Origin of the sequence: Methylobacterium planeticum (assembly GCF_008806345.1) — a bacterium.
GTDB lineage: Bacteria > Pseudomonadota > Alphaproteobacteria > Rhizobiales > Beijerinckiaceae > Methylobacterium > Methylobacterium planeticum.
On record NZ_VZZJ01000011.1, the window covers coordinates 20,071 to 36,533 of the forward strand.

Consider the following 16,463-nt stretch of genomic DNA (forward strand, 5'->3'; position numbering starts at 1 on the left):
CTCGCGGAACCGGCGCGAGTTCGCCCGGATGCCCGATCCCGCCGCCGAGCCGCCCGTCCTGTTCTGCCTGCACCTCCTCGGCGGAAGCGCGGAGACCTGGGATCGCGTCGCCGAGCGTCTCGCGGGCCGCCTGCGCTGCGTCGCGATCGACCTGCCCGGGTTCGGCGCCGCGGCCGACCTGCCCGGGTGCGGCGTGGCCGCCATGGCCGACCACGTCGCGGCGCGCATCGCGGCCCTCGCGCCGGCGCGCTGGCGGCTCGCCGGGCACAGCATGGGGGCGAAGGTGGCGCTGGCCCTCGCCCGCCGCGCGGAGGACGGCGCACCCGACCTCGCGGGCTTCTCCGGGCTCGTCCTCGTCGCGGGCTCGCCGCCGAGCCCCGAGCCCATGGCGGAGGCGGCGCGGGCGGCGATGATCGCCTGGATCGACGCCGGCCCCGACGTCCGCCGCGCCGAGGCGGACCGCTTCATCCGCCGGAACACCGGGGCCCCGCTCGCGGCCGACGCGCAGGCCCGCGCCGTCGCCGACGTGCTGCGGGCGAACCCGGAGGCCTGGAAGGCCTGGCTCGGCGACGGCGCCCGCGAGGATTGGAGCTGCCGCATCGGGGTGCTGCGCGCGCCCGCCCTCGTCCTCAGCGGCACGGAGGATGCCGATCTCGGCCCGCCGGCGCAGGTGGCCCTGACCCTGCCGCACCTCGCCCGAGGCCGCCACGTCACGCTCCCGGGCGCCGGCCACCTGCTGCCGATCGAGCGTCCGGCCGCGGTGGCGGACCTCATCGCCGGGCACGCTGCCGAGGCCCCGGCCGCGGTCGATCCGGGCCCGCCTCTTCCGGAGGCCTACCGGGCCCTGATCGCCTCGGAGCGGGTCAACAGCCGCCTGCGCGAGGTCCTGCTCGCCCGCGCCGCCCCCGACGATCCGGCCCACCAGCCGGTCGCCCTCGATCCCGTCGCGCTGGCCATCCTCCGCGCCGTCCTCGCCCGGGTGCTGCCGCAGGCCTTCGACGGCGGCGGCCGGATCGATCTCGCCGCCCGGATCGAGGCGCGGCTCGCCCGCGGCGGCGGCGACGGCTGGCGCTTCGCCACGCTGCCGCCCGACGCGGAGGCCTATGCCCGCGCGCTCGCCACCCTCGATGCGGCGGCGCGCGAGCGCCACGGCGCGCCCTTCCTGGCGCTCGACGCCGCCGCGCAGGACGGGCTTCTGGCCTCGGTCGCCGCCGGTTCGGCCGCGGTCGAGACCCGGGACGGTCTCGGCGCCGAGGGCCTGAAGCTCTGGTTCGAGGATCTGCGCGCCGACGCGGTGCGGACCTACCTCGCCCACCCGGCCGCCCTGGCGCGCCTCGGCTACGGCGGCATCGGGGCGGGCGGCGACGACGTCGACCGCATGGTTGGCTTCACGCAGGTCGGCATCGACGCGCCGGAACCCTGGGAACCGGCAGCGACGGGGGAACGGGCGCGATGAACCTCGACGCGATGCGCCGCCACGCGCCGGACGAGGCCGTCGACGCCGTCGTGATCGGCACGGGGGCCGGCGGCGCGCCCCTGCTCGCCCGGCTCGCGGCGGCGGGCCTGAGGGTCGTGGCCCTGGAGGCCGGCCCGAACTTTGAGGCCGCCCGCTTCGGCTTCGACGAGACGCTGGCGGACGAGATCTACTGGACGGAGGAGCGCCTCAGCGGCGGCTCGACCCCGGAGGCCTTCGGGGGCAACAACAGCGGCACGGGCGTCGGCGGCTCGACCCTGCACTGGGGCGCCTTCACGCCGCGCGCGGACCGGCGCGACCTGCGCCTCCACGGCGAGTCCGGGATGGGGCTCGACTGGCCGATCGGCCACGACGAGCTGGTGCCCTTCTACGAGCGCGTCGAGGCCTTCATCGGCGTCTCCGGGCCGCAGGCCTACCCCTGGGATCCGGCCCGGCGCTACCCGCTTCCCCCCGTCGCGCGGAACGCGCCGGCCCGGGTCATGGCCAAGGCCTGCGCGGATCTGGGTCTCTGCGCGACCGACGCCCCGGCCGCGGTGGTGTCGCGCGACTTCCCCCAGGAGGGCGGCGGGACCCGGCACGCCTGCATCCATTGCGGCTACTGCCACCAGGGCTGCCGCAACGGCGCCAAGACCAGCATGGACGTGACCTACCTGCCCCTCGCGGTCGCCCGCGGGGCCGAGATCCGCCCGGACAGCCGGGTGCACGGGCTCGAGCAAGACCGCGCGGGCCGGATCACGGCGGTGCTCTACCGCCGGGACGGGCGCGACCACCGGCTGCGCTGCGGGACGGTCTTCCTCTGCGCGGGCGCCGTCGAGACGCCGCGCCTCCTCCTGCATCTCGGCCTCGCCAACGGCAGCGGGCAGGTCGGCCGCAACTACATGGGCCACGTCGCCACCCAGGTCTGGGGCAGCTTCCCGGGCGAGATGCGGATGAACCGCGGCTATCCCTCCTCGCTCATCAGCGAGGACATGGTGCGCCCGGGCGATGCGGATTTCGCCGGCGGCTACCTGATCCAGAGCCTCGGCGTCGAGCCCCTGACCTGGGGCGCCTCGGTCGCGCGGGGGCGCGGCCTCTGGGGCGCCGCCCTGCGCGACTACCTCGACGGCTACAACCACGTCGCCGGCATCGGCATCAACGGCGAGACGCTGCCCTGCGACACCAACGTCCTGACCCTGTCGGACGAGACCGACGCCCTCGGGATGCGCAAGGCGCAGGTCAGCTTCGGCTACGGCCGGAACGAGCAGTCCCTCAACGCGCACGCGACCCGGACCCTCAAGGCGCTCTGGGAGGCGGCCGGCGCCAGCGACATCTGGGTGCTCGAGCGCGTCGCCCACACGATCGGCACCTGCCGGATGGGCCGCGACGGCGACGAGGCGGTGGTCACCCCGTTCGGGCAGAGCTTCGAGGTGCCCAACCTCTGGATCTGCGACGGCTCGACCTTCCCGAGCTCCCTCGCGGCGAACCCGGCGCTCACCATCATGGCGCTCAGTCTGCGCTCGGCCGAGGCCTTTCTCGGAGGTCTGGGGCGACGGCCGGGCTGAATCGTCCGCACGTGATCTGCGGCGAGATCGCGGGCGAAAGCCCGGGAGGCCCGGCCGTTCGGAGGGGATGCGGCTAGTTCAGCGCGACGGGATCGACCTCGTTCAGGAAGGCCCCGACCTCGCGGAAGAACTGCATGCGGTTCTTCTCCATCATCACCGCATGGGTGCCCTCGCCGAGCTCGACGAAGCGCTTGTAGGGCGCGTTCGTGAGCTTCGCGAAATACTCCTGGGCCTGGTAGCTCGGCAGATCCGCATCCCACTCCGCGTGGATGACGAGGGTCGGCACGCGGATCAGGCCGGGATCGTAGAGCGGCTTGCCGGCCTGCCAGTAGTCCTGGGAATCCGCGATGATGCCGTTGGGGGCCCGCAGCACGGGCGGGCTCTGCGCGGTGCCGACCGGGTCCGTCGCCCAGGTCGCATCCGCCCATTGCTCGAACCAGCCCGGCGGGATCAGGTCGGCCTTCTTGTCCTCCGGGACGCCCTTGAGCCAGCGATCCTTCGCGCTATCCCGCGAGACGCCGCGATAGGCGCCGAGCGGGCCGGTATTGCCGAGGTTCGGCGGTGCCTTGGCGAGCCATTGTGGCGCGTAGAGCACCAGGCGGTTCACCTTGTCGTTGTTTTGGCTCGTGTAGAGCCCCATCGTGGAGGTTCCCCACGACCAGCCCATCAGGTTGAGCTTGTCGGCGGCGCGGCGCTTGAGGATGAAGTCGACCGCGGTCCCGACGGCCCGCGCGGCGTCGGGCGTGCGCATGAACGGCTTGGTGTCCTGCGCGGGCATGCTCATCGGCTGCGGGCGGCTGGAGAAGCCGTAGCCCGGCAGGTCGACGAGGTAGACGTCGTAGCCCTGGCCCGCGAGGTAATCCATCATCGAGAGCCCGTTGAGGGGCAGGTCGAAGGAGGTCGAGGCGGGGTAGGTCGCCCCATGCACGTAGAGCAGGATCTTCTCGGCCGGAAAGGCTGCCTGCCCGACCGCGCGCTTGTTGCGGATGTAGAGTTCGATGCCGGGATCCTGCGTCGGGATGCGCAAGCTCTCGGTCTCGATGGCGCCCCCGGCAGCGGGTGCGGCGCGGGCGGCCGTCATCGGCGCGACCGGCGACGCCGCGAAAGCCGCGCAGGATGCGAGGCCGAGCAGGACTTGGCGTTTCGTCGATGTTCTCTGCATCGTGATCTCCCGACCGCCGGAGAGGCGGAGGCAGGGTTTGAAGCATCGCCCGACCGGAACATCAATGCGGGTGCGGGACCTCAGCGGCGCGTGCCGATCGTGAGCAGGTAGGCGCGCGGCACGGCGATCCCGAGCTCGGTCCGGAAACGGTCGTGGAATGCCACGAAATCGCGCCGCAGGTCCGCCCGGCGGTCCGGGTCGAGGCTGCCCGCCAGCGCCTTGGTCGGCCCGTAGCCGTTGACGAAGACCTCCCAGGCCGCTTCCCCGTCGCAATCGTAGTAGACGCAGGCGCCGGGCTCGAACCTGAGGTCGAAGGCGTCCCCGAGCAGCGCCCGGAGGCGCTCGGGCTGGCCCCACGCGAACGGCGAGGGCGGCGGCGCGCCGGCGGGCGGCGGCATGTAGGCGCGCATCACCTTGAACATCTCGAAGACGGTGCCGTCGGGCGTCCAGGTCACGAGGCCGAGGCGCCCGCCCTTGCGGCACACGCGCGCCATCTCGGCGGCGGCTGCCTCGGGTCGGCCGGCGAACATGACGCCGAAGGTTGACGCGACCACGTCGAACGCCGCGTCGGCGGACGAGAGCGCCTCCGCGTCCTCGAGCCGGTAGGCGATGTCGAGCCGCTCCGCCGCCGCGCGGGTCCGGGCCGAGGCCAGGAGGTCGGCCGCGATGTCGATGCCGGTGACCCGAGCGCCCCGCCGCGCCAGCAACCGCGAGGTCCACCCGGTGCCGGTGGCGAGATCGAGCACCCGCTCGTTCGGGAGAGGGTCGAGCCGCGTGACGCAGTGCTCCAGCGCCGCGGAGATCTGGTGGCTCACCGCGTCGTAGGCCGCCCCGCCCGAATTCCAGACCGTCGCCGCGCGCTCGTTGTGATCCTGGATCGCCCTGGACATCGCTCGCGCCCCACCGAGCAGGCGCCACGGATGGCCGCGGCAGGCCCGCTCGAACTGGCGCGGCGCGCGCCATGATACAGCCGAAACGGCCGGCATCCGCGCGGCCGCCGCGTCGGAGCGGTTCCGTGCGTTCCGGCCGGCAGGCCGCCGCACCGCTCCGCCGGCGCGCGCCGGATCCGTGCTCGCCCTCTCGACGCCGTGAGACCACGATCGTTCGCCCGCGCCCCGGCCTGCTCGACGGGCTCGACCTGGCGGCGCAGGGCGGCGGGATCCGTGATCGAGGATCTGGGCTTCGTCTGGTTCTTCGTGGCGACGTCCCCGATCGGGCCTCCGGTGGCGGCCCTCGGCTTCTACGTCGGGCGACGGCGCGGCGCGCCGGCCGAGGCGGCCCGAACGGGCGGCGCCTGAGGCCGGGACAGCCGCGATCCGGTCCGGACGCTCAGTCCCAGCGCAGGCCCTTGCTGGTCAGGGCCATGAGGCCGTCGACCGCCCGGACGATCTGCGGCTTGGCCACGTAGTGGATCATGTGGCCGAGGCCGGGCAGCACCGCCAGCGTGCTGCCGGCCACCTCCGCGTGCAGCCGGGCGGACTGGGCCGTCGCGTCGACGATCGCGTCGGCTTCGCCGGTCAGGATGGCGGTGGGCAGCCGGAGCTTGGCGTAGTGCGGCTGAAGCTGGGAGGCGGCCGCGTTCATGCTCGCGGTGTCCTCGGCGCTGGCCCGGGCCTGGGTCGGGTGGATCGAGATCCCGACCGGGAACCGGGCCTTGAAGCGGGCCGGGACCGGCTGCGGCTTGAACACCTGCCGGAACACCTGCGGGGCGAGCAGGTGCCCGAGGGCGGCGGGCATCAGGGAGCGGGCCGCGTCGCCGACGCCCGGAACCGCGAGCGGCGCGATCATCGTCACGTCGGCGCGCTGGCTGCGGTAGTAGTAGCCCGACAGGAGCACGAGGCCGCGCAGCTCCCGCTGGGCCTGGACCGCGAGGGAGAGGGACACGATGGTGCCCCAGGAATGCCCCACGATCACCGGCCGCTCGACGTTGAGGCATTCGAGGGTCCGGTGGACGAGGCGGGCCTGGGCGGCGGCGGTCCAGATCCGGTGGCGCGGGCGCTCCGTGTGCCCGAAGCCCGGACGGTCGATGGCGATGACCCGGTAGCGCTTGGCCAGCTGGTCGACGAGGCCGCTGATGACGAAATCCTCCGCCATCGTGCCGTTGCCGTGGATCAGCACGACCGGGCGCCCGCGGCCCCGCGCGATGTAGTGGACCTGCAGGCCGTCGACGTCGACGAACTGCCCCGAGGGCCGGCTCACCTGCTCCGCCTCGAGGGCGCGCTGGCCCGCCCGGGCCTGGCGCACCACCGCGCCGCCCTTGCGCGCCGCGGTCTCGCTGAGCTTGGCGGCCGACTTCAGGAGCTTGGTGACCCCCGAGGACACCTGCCGGGCGGCGCGCCGCGAGAGCCGCCGGTTGAGAAGTGGAAACACGGGCGACGTCTCCGCGCTGCGGCTCTGCCTGGAGGGACCGGATCGGAGGCCGGGGCGAGTTGAACCGGACGGCGGCGACTGCGCCGTCCACACGCGATGCGGCGGCGGGCATGAGCCTCCGTGACGCGACTGAGCCAGAGCTTTGGGCCCGAACTGGGGCGAAGACCGGGTCGGCGCGGCCTTTCCCGGATCCTCCCGCGGCGGCGGGCTCCGGCCGGGGGCCTGCGCCCCTCAGGCGGCCTTCTTCGCGTTGAAATTGACCGGAAGCTCGATGTCGAGATCGAGGGTCGAGACCTCCTGCCCCTGCTCGACCCGGACCTGCACCTTGTCGCGGTCGATCGCGATGTGCTTGGCGATGACGGCCAGGATCTCCTCGCGCAGGATGTCGACGAGCTGCGAGCGCCCGACCTCCGCGCGCTCGTGCGCGATGATCAGCTGCAGGCGCTCCCGGGCCAGGGGGGCGGTCTGGCGGACCTTGAGGAAGCTGAGGAGATTCATGCGGCCCTCCTGGCGAAGAACTTGTCGAGGAAGGAGCGCTCGAGGAAGGACCGGCGGTCGCTCAGCACGCTCATCGGCACCGTCTCGCCCTGGAGGCGGCGCACCGCGTCCGCGTAGGCCCGGGCCGGCGCCGAGAGCGGGTTGTTCAGGGTCACCGGGCAGCCGACATTCGAGGCGCGCAGCACCTCCTGGCTGTCCGGGATGATCGCGAGCAGCGGCAGCGACAGGATCTCGAGCACGTCCTCGACCTTGAGCATGTCGCCCCGCGCCGCGCGCGCCGCATCGTAGCGGGTGAGGATGAGGTGCTTGTCGAGGGTCTCGCCCTTCTCGGCCTTGATGGTCTTGGAATCGAGGAGCCCGATGATCCGATCGGAATCGCGCACCGAGGAGACCTCGGGGTTCGTCACCACCACGGCCACGTCCGCGTGGCGCATGGCGAGCGTCGCGCCGCGCTCGATGCCGGCGGGCGAGTCGCAGATCACCCAGTCGAACTTCTGGCGCAGCTCGTCCATCACCCGGGCGACGCCCGCGTCGGTCAGCGCGTCCTTGTCCCGGGTCTGCGAGGCCGGGAGGAGATGCAGGTTCGGCAGCCGCTTGTCGCGGATCACCGCCTGCGAGAGCTTGGCATCGCCGCAGACCACGTTGATGAGGTCGTAGACGACGCGGCGCTCGGCCCCCATGACGAGGTCGAGGTTGCGCAGGCCGACGTCGAAGTCGACGACGCAGACGCTCGATCCGCTCTGCGCGATGGCGGCGCCCAGCGCCGCCGTGGTGGTCGTCTTGCCGACGCCCCCCTTGCCCGATGTGACGACGAGAACCTTGGACATCGTTGCTTCCCTTGTCGATGTGCCCCCGGTGCTGCCGAGAGATTTCGCCGAGTTCACGCAGCGAAGCGGCGCCCCGCCCCACCGTGGGTACTCGCAGTAAGGAAGCGTATTTCAAGCAAAATATAGTTAACCGTGTGTTAAAGGCGCGCACTGATCAGCGATTTATTGGACCGGCCGCGGAGGTACTAATACGAACGCTTGGCCCTGACCCGGCCCGAAGACATCCCTTCATTGTCCTCGTGCAGGAGAACCCGCTGACGATGCTGTGGCGAACCGGTGCGTTGAACCGGCCCCCCGCGCGGAGAAGACCTGCGCGGCGGGCGCGATCACCACGTAGCCGCCGCAGGGCGCCTGCGCGGTGATGACCGCGCTGGCGACGCCCCAGACGAACAGGCCACGCCGGTCCTGCGCCACGACGGGGCCGCCGGAATCGCCGAGGCACAGGCGGCCGCCATTCACCCGCGCGATGGTCAGGCCCGTGCTCGACGCCGCGACCGGACTGAGGCTCGCGGTGCGCAACTGCCCGACGGAGCGCCCCGACAGCCCCGCCCCCGCGACGCGCAGCGCGGAGGGCACGCGGCGCGGATCGGACGAGAGCGGCACGGGGCGCCGGTCCCGGACCGGCGTGGACAGGCGCAGCACCGCGAGATCCAGCGACAGGTCCGCGAGGCGGACGCCCTCCGTCCCGGAGGGCAGCTCGCCGGGATCCGGGCTGTAGCGCGCCAGGACGCGGGCGACGTAGACCGGCTTCACCGGCCCGCTGCCGCGATAGAACACCACGAGGGCGCCGAGGGGGTCGCCGTTGACGCAATGGGCCGCGGTCAGGACGAGATCGGGGGCGATCAGCACGCCCGAGCAGCGGGTGAGGCGCAGGCTCTCCTCGGGCTGGGTCAGGGTGCCGATGCCGACCGTCGCCTGCGCCAGCGGATCGCCGGCCCGGGCGGCGGTGCCGCCCTCGATGGCGGCGGCGGGGCCGAGACCGATACCGAGACCGAGCCCGGCGGCCAGGAGCGTGAGGGCGAGGCGCCCGCCCGATGCGCGCCGCTGCGTGAGTGGCCCCGTCACGGTTCGCTCCGGTTCGTCAGGGTGGGGGCCGGATGGCCCGGCCGACACTCTGCCCCGGCCGCGCCCGGGGGCAAAGTCGGCGCGAAGCCGCATCGCGCGGCCCGCCACCGGATCCGCGTCTCGGAGGATCGGCCCATCGCGGTCCGCGCGGCGACCAAGCCCTTGCCGAGGCCGAGGTCGAGAACACCTGATCGATCAGGGCGGGCCTCGTCCGAGCCCCGGAGGAGGCCCGGCCCGCGCGGCCAGAGGAGGAACGATGGCAGCCGGCATCGACACGGACACGCTCCAGCGCTTGATCGAGCTCGGGAAGCGGAAGGGGCGGCTCGCCCCCGAGGATCTGCTCACCGGGCTCCCGGTCGACCGGATGAGCGCCGAGGACATCGCCCTGGTGGTGCTGGAGATCGAGGAGGCGGGCGTTCCCGTCGAGTTCGAGGAAACCCTGACGATGCTGGCCCGGCCGACGGAGCTGCGGCCGCTGCCGGAGCCGGTCGCGCTCGCCCCGGCACCGGCTCCGCCCCCCGGCGCGGCGCCGCGCGTCGACATCCCGGCGACCGCCGCGCAGGCCCCCGCGGCCCCGGCGCCCCCTGCGGCCGACGCCGCCGCCGCCGCCGAGCGCGCCGACGCGAGCCGGATCGTGGCGCTCTCGGGCGCCGCCACCTTCGTCATCCTGGTCGCCGCGATCCTTATCCTCGGCCGCTGAGCAAGGCGCCCCGGGGCGGGAGCCCGACACCCGGGCAAGCTTGGCAGCAAACCCGCAAGATGAGTGCTAAGCGCTTGGCCTGAATAAGAATTTCTTGCGCGGCCTCTTGCCTGATCGGCGTCCTGGCGTCAACCTGCCGAGGGTGTCCAACACGCGCGAGCGAGGTTCGTGAGCATGACCGTGTCGCCGGCCTTCCGCCGCCAACTCGAAGGCTACGGTCTCACGACGGCCGAGATCCTGTATCGCCTGCCCGACCATCCGCACCTGCTGCAGAGCTTCGTCTGGCAGCACCACGACCTGTTCCCCGACTTCCCCGAGCTGAAGCGCTTCCTGGCCTTCTGGCAGGCGAGCCTCGACGGCCCGCTGCACTCGGTGACGGTGGCCCATAGCCGGCTCATCCGGCCCGCGGAATGGCGGGCCGTCGGCGCGGAGTTCCACCTGCACTGATTCCCCTTGTGCCGATCCCACCTGCAGCGAGCATCGGCGGCGCGGGCGAGCGATGAGATCCGCCCCGGGGCAGTCCGAGGACAGATACGGCCCAGCTTGGCATGGATGTTGCTGAAGTCGTTCAGGTCTTGGAGGCTGGAATGAAGCGGCTCTTGTCAGCAATCCTCGTGTCGTCTTGCCTCGCGATCCCGGCCCAGGCTCAGACCTACATCTCCCCGTCTCCCACCGACGTCCCGAGCAGCGGCTATGGCGGGCTGAGCAAGGCCGATCGCAAGAAGGCCTGCACCCTGGCGGCCGACAACCGACACATGACCGGCCTGTCCCGTCAGCAGTACCGCGCGGCCTGCCGCGGCCGGCCGATCCCCAGGCGGGTCAAGTCCTGAGCGGATCCCGGGCCGGTCGGGCCGGGGCGCGGCGGCTCAATCGAGGAGCCAGCGCAGCGAGCGCCTGAGGCGGGCCGTGCCGTCGCGGTCGAACCAGGCCCCGTGGCTGAACACGACGCGCTCGGGGCGGAGCCCGACGAGGGCGGCGGCGGCGCGGGCGGCCTCGCGCTGGCGGCGCCTCACCACGAGCCGGAGATAGAGCGGCGCGCGCCCATCGGGCGCCGTGATGCCGACGAGATGGGCGAGCGGGCGGACCGGCCAGGGCAGTTTCGCGGGTTCGAGATTGAGGACGAGGTCGGTCAGGATCAGGGTCCGGCTGGCCTCGTGGAAGAAGGCGACCTCCCGGAAGCCGAGACCGCCCGGCACCACGACCTGCCGAAGATCCCGGGACCACTCGGCCGGAGCCGCCTCGCCGAGATCGCGGTCGATCTGCAGGTTCGAGCGGCGCACCGGGCCGCGCTCCCGCAGGTTCGGCGCCGCCCAGGTCTGGGCGCCGGGGCAGTGCCGCTGCCAGTCCGCCACGAAGGTCCAATGCGCGACGTTCGGGGCCACGAGGTGTCGGATCGGCCCGAGGGCCTCGATGTCCCGGTGCAGGCGCGGGTCGTAGCGGGTCGGCGAATGGAGCCAGATCCCGCCGCCCTGCAGGCGGATCACGGTCATCCGCACCGGGAGCGGCAGGCCGAGGGCCCGGAGCGGACCGCTATCCACGATCCAGAGGTCCGGGGCGACGGGCTTCGGCGTGTCGAGCGGGGGATAGGTCGGGTCGCTCACGCCCGGCCCCGGGCGGCGGGGTCGGGGCGGAACTCAGGCGGCGCGTGGCGGGGCATGACGGGAGAACCGGCAGGGCGGCCCCGGGTTTCCCGTCCCGCCGCATCCCGCCCGTTCTCGCGTCCCCGCTCGGCGCCGCGCGCCCGGTTCAGGCCGACTGGACCAGCCGCAGGTGGTGGACCGGCGCCGGCTCGGCCTCGCCCGCGTAGAACTCCTCCACGAGGTCGCGCAGGATGTCGGCGAGTTCGCCCGCGCGGCCCTCCTCGAGCAGCAGGTCGTTGCCGACCGAGCGGCCGAGGCTCGAGATCGCGTTGGTGGGCGCCGGGAACAGCGTCTCGGCATACTTGCTGCCGAGGCCGGAGACCGAGAGGAAGTTGCTGCCGCCGAGCACGGGCCCGTACTTGATCGTCAGCTTGTGCTCGGGGCCGGCGTCGCGATGCAGCGCCGGGTGGAGGCAGACCAGATCCTCGTCGTCCACCTCGATGGACAGGCCTTCGATGCGCCCGTGCGCGTTGCCCTCCTCGTCGAGCACCTCCGCCATCACCGCCAGGACGCCGATCACGGGCTCGAGCACGCGGGTACCTTCCTCGATCAGCTTCTGCCGAAGCGTGTCCTTGCGCAGGTCGGCAGCGTGCAGGCGGCGGCGGAATCGGCTCTTGATCTCGGATGCGGCGATCATCGCTCATCCCTTTCGAAAGTCTTGACCATCTATCGTACCAATGAAACCTACAATCTTTTTTCGCCATATCAAGGCGCTGCACAGTATTCGCGCCTGCCCAGCCACTGAGCTTCTGCCCGATATTTTACCCTGCACAGACACTGTGCAGGTTGAGCCGCAGCGCACCTCGCGGCGGATTGCTGCATCGCGACAAGGGCGGCCCCGGCGGGCGGCGAGGCGCACCCCTTGCGTCCGAGACCCCGTTCCGTCTCAAGACGGACCCCGCCCAGAGTGCCGCCGATGCCGACGCGATTCCCGATCCCCGCCCCGACGCCCCGCCCGGCCGGAACCCGCCGATGAGCGAGCCCGTGCCCGATCTCGCGGGCGTCGTGCGCGCGATCGCCGACGAGATGCGCGCGCGTCCCGACCGGGGCGAGGTCGCGCGCTACATCCCCGAGCTGGCGCGGGCCGATCCCCGGGCCTTCGGCCTCGCGGTGATCGACGCCGCCGGCACCGTCGCGGTGGGGGGCGATGCCGACGTGCCCTTCTCGATCCAGAGCATCTCGAAGGTCTTCACCCTGACGCTGGCCCTCGGGATGATCGGCGACCGGCTGTGGCGCCGGGTCGGGCGCGAGCCCTCGGGCAACCCGTTCAACTCGATCGTGCAATTGGAGCTGGAGCGGGGCGTGCCGCGCAACCCCTTCATCAACGCGGGCGCCATCGCGGTCACCGACGTGATCCTCTCCGGCCACCAGCCCCGCGAGGCGCTCGGCGAGATCCTGCGCTTCCTGCAGGCGCTCGCGCAGGACCCGACCATCACCATCGACGAGGCGGTGGCGGCCTCCGAGAAGCGCACGGGCTTCCGCAACGTCGCGCTGGCGAACTTCATGCGGTCCTTCGGCGTGCTCGACAACCCGGTAGACTACACGCTCGGCGTCTACTTCCACCACTGCGCCATCGCGATGTCCTGCCGGCAGCTCGCCACCGCGGGGCGCTTCCTGGCCCATTCCGGCCGCAACCCCGCGACCGGCTACTCGGTGGTCTCGCCGGAGCGGGCGCGGCGCATCAACGCCGTGATGCTGACCTGCGGCCATTACGACGGCTCGGGGGAATTCGCCTACCGGGTCGGGTTGCCGGGCAAGAGCGGGGTCGGCGGCGGCATCCTGGCGATCGCGCCGGGCAAGGCCTCGATCGCCGTGTGGTCGCCGGGCCTCGACGCGGCGGGCAATTCCCATCTCGGGCGGATCGCCCTCGAGGCGCTGACGAAGCGGCTCGGCTGGTCGATCTTCGGGGTCTGACGCGCAGCACCGGAATCGACGCGATCCCGGCCGCGATCTTGGGCATTTGTGTATAGGATTTGTGCAGATGCCCGCCCGATGAACAGAGCGGGGGCGTGTCGGCGCCCGTTCGCGGCCGGATCCCGCCCGGCGAACGGGCAGTCCTGGTCACGAACGTGCGATCAACCCGAGGGGCCCGGCGCCCTCGGCGGCAGCGGGGGCAAGGACGGGAACCCGCCCGGGGCGGCCCGGGTTCCGGCTCGCGATGCCCCGGATCCGGCCTCGCGCCGACCGTTTGGCATACCGCGTGCTTCAGCCGGCGCAGGTCGCCGATGGTCAGGGGTCCTCCGGGATTCCGCCGTTTTCGCAGCCTCAACGGACGAGAGACGCGGAATGACAAAATACAAGCTCGAGTACTTATGGCTCGACGGGTACACGCCGGTCCCGAACCTTCGCGGCAAGACGCAGATCAAGGAATACGACGGCTTCCCGACGCTGGAGCAGCTTCCCCTCTGGGGCTTCGACGGCAGCTCGACCAAGCAGGCCGAGGGCAGCAACTCGGATTGCGTCCTCAAGCCCGTCCGCGTCTTCCCCGACAGCACCCGCACCAACGGCGTTCTGGTGCTGTGCGAGGTCATGATGCCGGACGGCAAGACCCCGCACCCGTCGAACAAGCGCGCCACCATCCTGGACGATGCCGGCGCCTGGTTCGGCTTCGAGCAGGAGTACTTCTTCTACAAGAACGGCCGTCCCCTCGGCTTCCCCGAGACCGGCTTCCCGGCGCCGCAGGGCCCGTACTACACCGGCGTCGGCTACGCGAATGTCGGCAGCGTCGCCCGGCAGATCGTCGAGGAGCACCTCGACCTCTGCCTCTCGGCGGGCATCAACCACGAGGGCATCAACGCCGAGGTGGCCAAGGGCCAGTGGGAATTCCAGATCTTCGGCAAGGGCTCCAAGCGCGCCGCCGACGAGATGTGGGTCGCCCGCTACCTGCTCCAGCGCCTGACCGAGAAGTACGGCATCGACGTCGAGTACCATTGCAAGCCGCTCGGCGACACCGACTGGAACGGCTCGGGCATGCACGCCAACTTCTCCACGACCTTCCTGCGTGAGACCGGCGGCAAGGCCTATTTCGAGGCCCTGATGGACGCCTTCAGGCAGAACCGCGAGGACCACATCGCGGTCTACGGCCCGGACAACCACATGCGGCTGACCGGCAAGCACGAGACCGCCTCGATCCACGAGTTCAGCTACGGCGTCGCCGACCGCGGCGCCTCGATCCGCGTGCCCCACAGCTTCGTCAACAACGGCTACAAGGGCTACCTGGAGGACCGCCGTCCGAACTCGCAAGGGGACCCCTACCAGATCGCCTCCCAGATCCTGAAGACGATCGCCTCCGTGCCGACCGCCCAGGGCGCGTCGGATGCCGGCCAGCGCGCGGTCGCCTGAGGCCCGCCGACCCGTCACGGCCGCCGGCGCGAGGGCGCCGGCGGTTTTTTCATGCGCGAATGCTTGCGCGAATTCTTGCGCGAATTCTTGCGCGACCCCGTCGGCGGTCCGGCCTCAGGTGACGACGCTGGGCTCGGCCCGGCCCGTCAGCCGGGCGATGTCCGAGAGGGCGCGGGCGGCCTCGACCACGGGGGCGAGCATCGCCTCGATCGGGGCGTCGGTCTCCTGGGCGGCGTAGCGCTCGAGATAGACCCGCAGCGTCGCCCCCGCCGTGCCGGTGCCGGAGAGGCGGAACACCGCCCGGGCATCCTCGGCGAACAGGATGCGCAGGCCCTGCTGCTCGGTGACCGAGCCGTCGACGGGGTCGACGTAGCGGAACTCGTCCGCCGCCGCCACCGTGAGGCCGGCGACGCGCCGGCCCGGAAGCTCGGGCAGGCGCGCCCGCAATCCCTCCATCACCGCGCCGGCGGCCGCCGTCTCGACCTCCTCGTAATCGTGGCGGGCGTAGTAGTCGCGCCCGTAATCGGCCCAGTGGGCCCGCACCAGCGCCCGCGCGGGCTCCCCCGTCGCCGCCAGGATGTTGAGCCAGAGCAGCACCGCCCAGAGCCCGTCCTTCTCGCGCACGTGGTTCGAGCCGGTGCCGGCGCTCTCCTCGCCGCAGAGGGTGATCAGGCCGGCATCCAGCAGGTTGCCGAAGAACTTCCAGCCCGTCGGCGTCTCGTAGGCGCGGATCCCGAGTCGGGCCGCGACCCGGTCGACGGCCCGGCTCGTCGGCATCGAGCGCGCCACCCCGGCGAGCCCGCCCGCGTAGCCGGGGGCGGCCCGGGCCTGCGCGGTGAGGATCGCGAGGCTGTCGCTCGGGGTCACGAACAGGCCCGGCGCCACGATCATGTTGCGGTCGCCGTCCCCGTCCGAGGCCGCGCCGAAATCCGGCGCGTCGGGCCCGAGCATCTCCGCCATCAGGTCGTGGGCGTGGACGGGGTTCGGGTCGGGGTGGTGGCCGCCGAAATCGGGCTTGGGCACCGCGTTGACGACGGTGCCTTGCGCCGCCCCGAGGGCGCCCTCGAGGATCGCCGTGGCGTAAGGGCCCGTCACCGCGCTCATGGCGTCGAAGCGCATGCGGAAGCCCGAGGCGAAGAGCCGCCGGATCGCGTCGAAATCGACGAGCTCGCGCATCAGGGCGGCGTAATCGGCCACGGGGTCGATCACGGTGACCGCCAGGGGCCCGAGCTGCGTCGTCCCGATCCGGTCGAGGTCGAGGTCGGGGGCCTCCACGATCCGGTAGGCGTCGATCACCCGGGTGCGGGCATGGATCGCCGCCGTGACGGATTCGGGCGCCGGCCCGCCGTTGGCGGTGTTGAACTTGATGCCGAAATCCCCGTCCGGCCCGCCCGGGTTGTGGCTCGCCGAGAGCACGATCCCGCCGATCGCCCCGTGCTTGCGGATGACGCAGGAGGCGGCGGGCGTCGAGAGCAGCCCGCCCTGCCCCACCAGGGCGCGCCCGAAGCCGTTGGCGGCGGCGATCCGCAGGGTCGTCTGCACCACCTCGCGGTTGAGGAAGCGCCCGTCCCCGCCGATCACCAGGGTGGCGCCCTGGCGCTCCGGCAGGGTGTCGAAGATCGCCTGGATGAAGTTCTCGACGTAGCGCGGCTCCTGGAAGACCGGCACCTTCTTGCGCAGGCCCGACGTCCCGGGCTTCTGGTCGGGAAACGGCGTCGTCGGCACGGTCGTCACGGTCATTGCGCTCACGCTCTCCTCAGGCCCCATCAGTCATAGGGCGGGGGACCGGGTCTGTCAGGGCTCGGGCGCGCCGAGGAACGCAAGTTGGACCGGAAGCGAGACCG

Annotated in this window: 17 protein-coding genes; 8 read left to right on the top strand and 9 right to left on the bottom strand. The window is 72.4% G+C overall.

Going from position 1 to position 16,463, the window contains the following annotated elements:
- Window positions 1-28: 28 nt before the first annotated feature.
- Both F6X51_RS14115 and F6X51_RS14120 read left to right on the top strand, forming a co-directional pair.
- Window positions 29-1,456 (top strand): alpha/beta hydrolase, encoded by a 1,428-nt coding sequence (locus tag F6X51_RS14115; RefSeq protein WP_150964316.1) that lies wholly within the window; start codon window positions 29-31, stop codon window positions 1,454-1,456.
- The gene (locus F6X51_RS14120; RefSeq protein ID WP_150964317.1) at window positions 1,453-3,015 is read left to right on the top strand and encodes a GMC family oxidoreductase; all 1,563 of its coding nucleotides are present in this window, start codon (window positions 1,453-1,455) and stop codon (window positions 3,013-3,015) included. The genes F6X51_RS14115 and F6X51_RS14120 overlap by 4 nt, the downstream gene beginning before the upstream one ends.
- A gap of 73 nt (window positions 3,016-3,088) precedes the next feature.
- On the opposite strand, the gene F6X51_RS14125 is transcribed toward F6X51_RS14120, so the two are convergent.
- Together F6X51_RS14125 and F6X51_RS14130 are read right to left on the bottom strand one after the other, a co-directional pair.
- Window positions 3,089-4,177, bottom strand: coding sequence for an alpha/beta hydrolase (locus tag F6X51_RS14125; RefSeq protein WP_150964318.1), 1,089 nt, complete (start codon window positions 4,175-4,177; stop codon window positions 3,089-3,091).
- A gap of 80 nt (window positions 4,178-4,257) precedes the next feature.
- On the bottom strand, window positions 4,258-5,067 hold the full coding sequence (locus F6X51_RS14130; protein ID WP_150964319.1) for a class I SAM-dependent methyltransferase: 810 nt from the start codon (window positions 5,065-5,067) through the stop codon (window positions 4,258-4,260).
- A 198-nt stretch (window positions 5,068-5,265) separates the two neighbouring features.
- On the opposite strand from F6X51_RS14130, the gene F6X51_RS14135 reads away from it, so the two are divergent.
- A complete protein-coding gene (locus F6X51_RS14135; protein ID WP_150964320.1) occupies window positions 5,266-5,475 on the top strand; it encodes a hypothetical protein in 210 nt (69 codons plus the stop codon).
- A 31-nt stretch (window positions 5,476-5,506) separates the two neighbouring features.
- Here F6X51_RS14135 and F6X51_RS14140 read toward each other — a convergent pair whose 3' ends face one another.
- The 4 genes from F6X51_RS14140 to F6X51_RS14155 form a co-directional block, all read right to left on the bottom strand.
- Window positions 5,507-6,547 carry an alpha/beta fold hydrolase gene (locus tag F6X51_RS14140; RefSeq protein WP_150964321.1) on the bottom strand — a complete coding sequence of 347 codons (1,041 nt, stop codon included), beginning with the start codon at window positions 6,545-6,547 and terminating at the stop codon, window positions 5,507-5,509.
- A gap of 231 nt (window positions 6,548-6,778) precedes the next feature.
- Window positions 6,779-7,045 carry a cell division topological specificity factor MinE gene (minE, locus tag F6X51_RS14145; RefSeq protein WP_150964322.1) on the bottom strand — a complete coding sequence of 89 codons (267 nt, stop codon included), beginning with the start codon at window positions 7,043-7,045 and terminating at the stop codon, window positions 6,779-6,781.
- Window positions 7,042-7,872 carry a septum site-determining protein MinD gene (gene minD / locus F6X51_RS14150; RefSeq protein ID WP_150964323.1) on the bottom strand — a complete coding sequence of 277 codons (831 nt, stop codon included), beginning with the start codon at window positions 7,870-7,872 and terminating at the stop codon, window positions 7,042-7,044. The genes minE and minD overlap by 4 nt, the downstream gene beginning before the upstream one ends.
- 228 nt (window positions 7,873-8,100) lie before the next feature.
- A complete protein-coding gene (locus tag F6X51_RS14155) occupies window positions 8,101-8,937 on the bottom strand; it encodes a trypsin-like serine protease (protein WP_246696803.1) in 837 nt (278 codons plus the stop codon).
- 256 nt (window positions 8,938-9,193) lie between these two features.
- On the opposite strand from F6X51_RS14155, the gene F6X51_RS14160 reads away from it, so the two are divergent.
- The 3 genes from F6X51_RS14160 (at window position 9,194) to F6X51_RS14170 (ending at window position 10,467) form a co-directional block, all read left to right on the top strand.
- The gene (locus F6X51_RS14160) at window positions 9,194-9,637 is read left to right on the top strand and encodes an RNA polymerase sigma factor region1.1 domain-containing protein (protein WP_150964325.1); all 444 of its coding nucleotides are present in this window, start codon (window positions 9,194-9,196) and stop codon (window positions 9,635-9,637) included.
- A gap of 174 nt (window positions 9,638-9,811) precedes the next feature.
- Window positions 9,812-10,084, top strand: coding sequence for an usg protein (locus tag F6X51_RS14165; protein WP_150964438.1), 273 nt, complete (start codon window positions 9,812-9,814; stop codon window positions 10,082-10,084).
- Window positions 10,085-10,224: 140 nt separating this feature from the next.
- The gene (locus F6X51_RS14170) at window positions 10,225-10,467 is read left to right on the top strand and encodes a hypothetical protein (RefSeq protein WP_150964326.1); all 243 of its coding nucleotides are present in this window, start codon (window positions 10,225-10,227) and stop codon (window positions 10,465-10,467) included.
- A 36-nt stretch (window positions 10,468-10,503) separates the two neighbouring features.
- Here F6X51_RS14170 and F6X51_RS14175 read toward each other — a convergent pair whose 3' ends face one another.
- Window positions 10,504-11,238, bottom strand: a complete 735-nt coding sequence (locus tag F6X51_RS14175; RefSeq protein WP_150964327.1) for a DUF4336 domain-containing protein — start codon at window positions 11,236-11,238, stop codon at window positions 10,504-10,506.
- A 145-nt stretch (window positions 11,239-11,383) separates the two neighbouring features.
- Window positions 11,384-11,914 (bottom strand): hypothetical protein, encoded by a 531-nt coding sequence (locus F6X51_RS14180; RefSeq protein WP_150964328.1) that lies wholly within the window; start codon window positions 11,912-11,914, stop codon window positions 11,384-11,386.
- A gap of 347 nt (window positions 11,915-12,261) precedes the next feature.
- Between F6X51_RS14180 and F6X51_RS14185 the strand changes: the two genes are divergently transcribed.
- Both F6X51_RS14185 and F6X51_RS14190 read left to right on the top strand, forming a co-directional pair.
- Window positions 12,262-13,191, top strand: coding sequence for a glutaminase (locus F6X51_RS14185; protein ID WP_150964439.1), 930 nt, complete (start codon window positions 12,262-12,264; stop codon window positions 13,189-13,191).
- 372 nt (window positions 13,192-13,563) lie between these two features.
- Window positions 13,564-14,619, top strand: coding sequence for a glutamine synthetase beta-grasp domain-containing protein (locus F6X51_RS14190; protein ID WP_150964329.1), 1,056 nt, complete (start codon window positions 13,564-13,566; stop codon window positions 14,617-14,619).
- Between the two features lie 114 nt (window positions 14,620-14,733).
- Here F6X51_RS14190 and F6X51_RS14195 read toward each other — a convergent pair whose 3' ends face one another.
- Window positions 14,734-16,359: an alpha-D-glucose phosphate-specific phosphoglucomutase gene (locus F6X51_RS14195; RefSeq protein ID WP_150964330.1), complete on the bottom strand. Its 1,626-nt coding sequence runs from the start codon at window positions 16,357-16,359 to the stop codon at window positions 14,734-14,736.
- Window positions 16,360-16,463 lie beyond the last annotated feature (104 nt).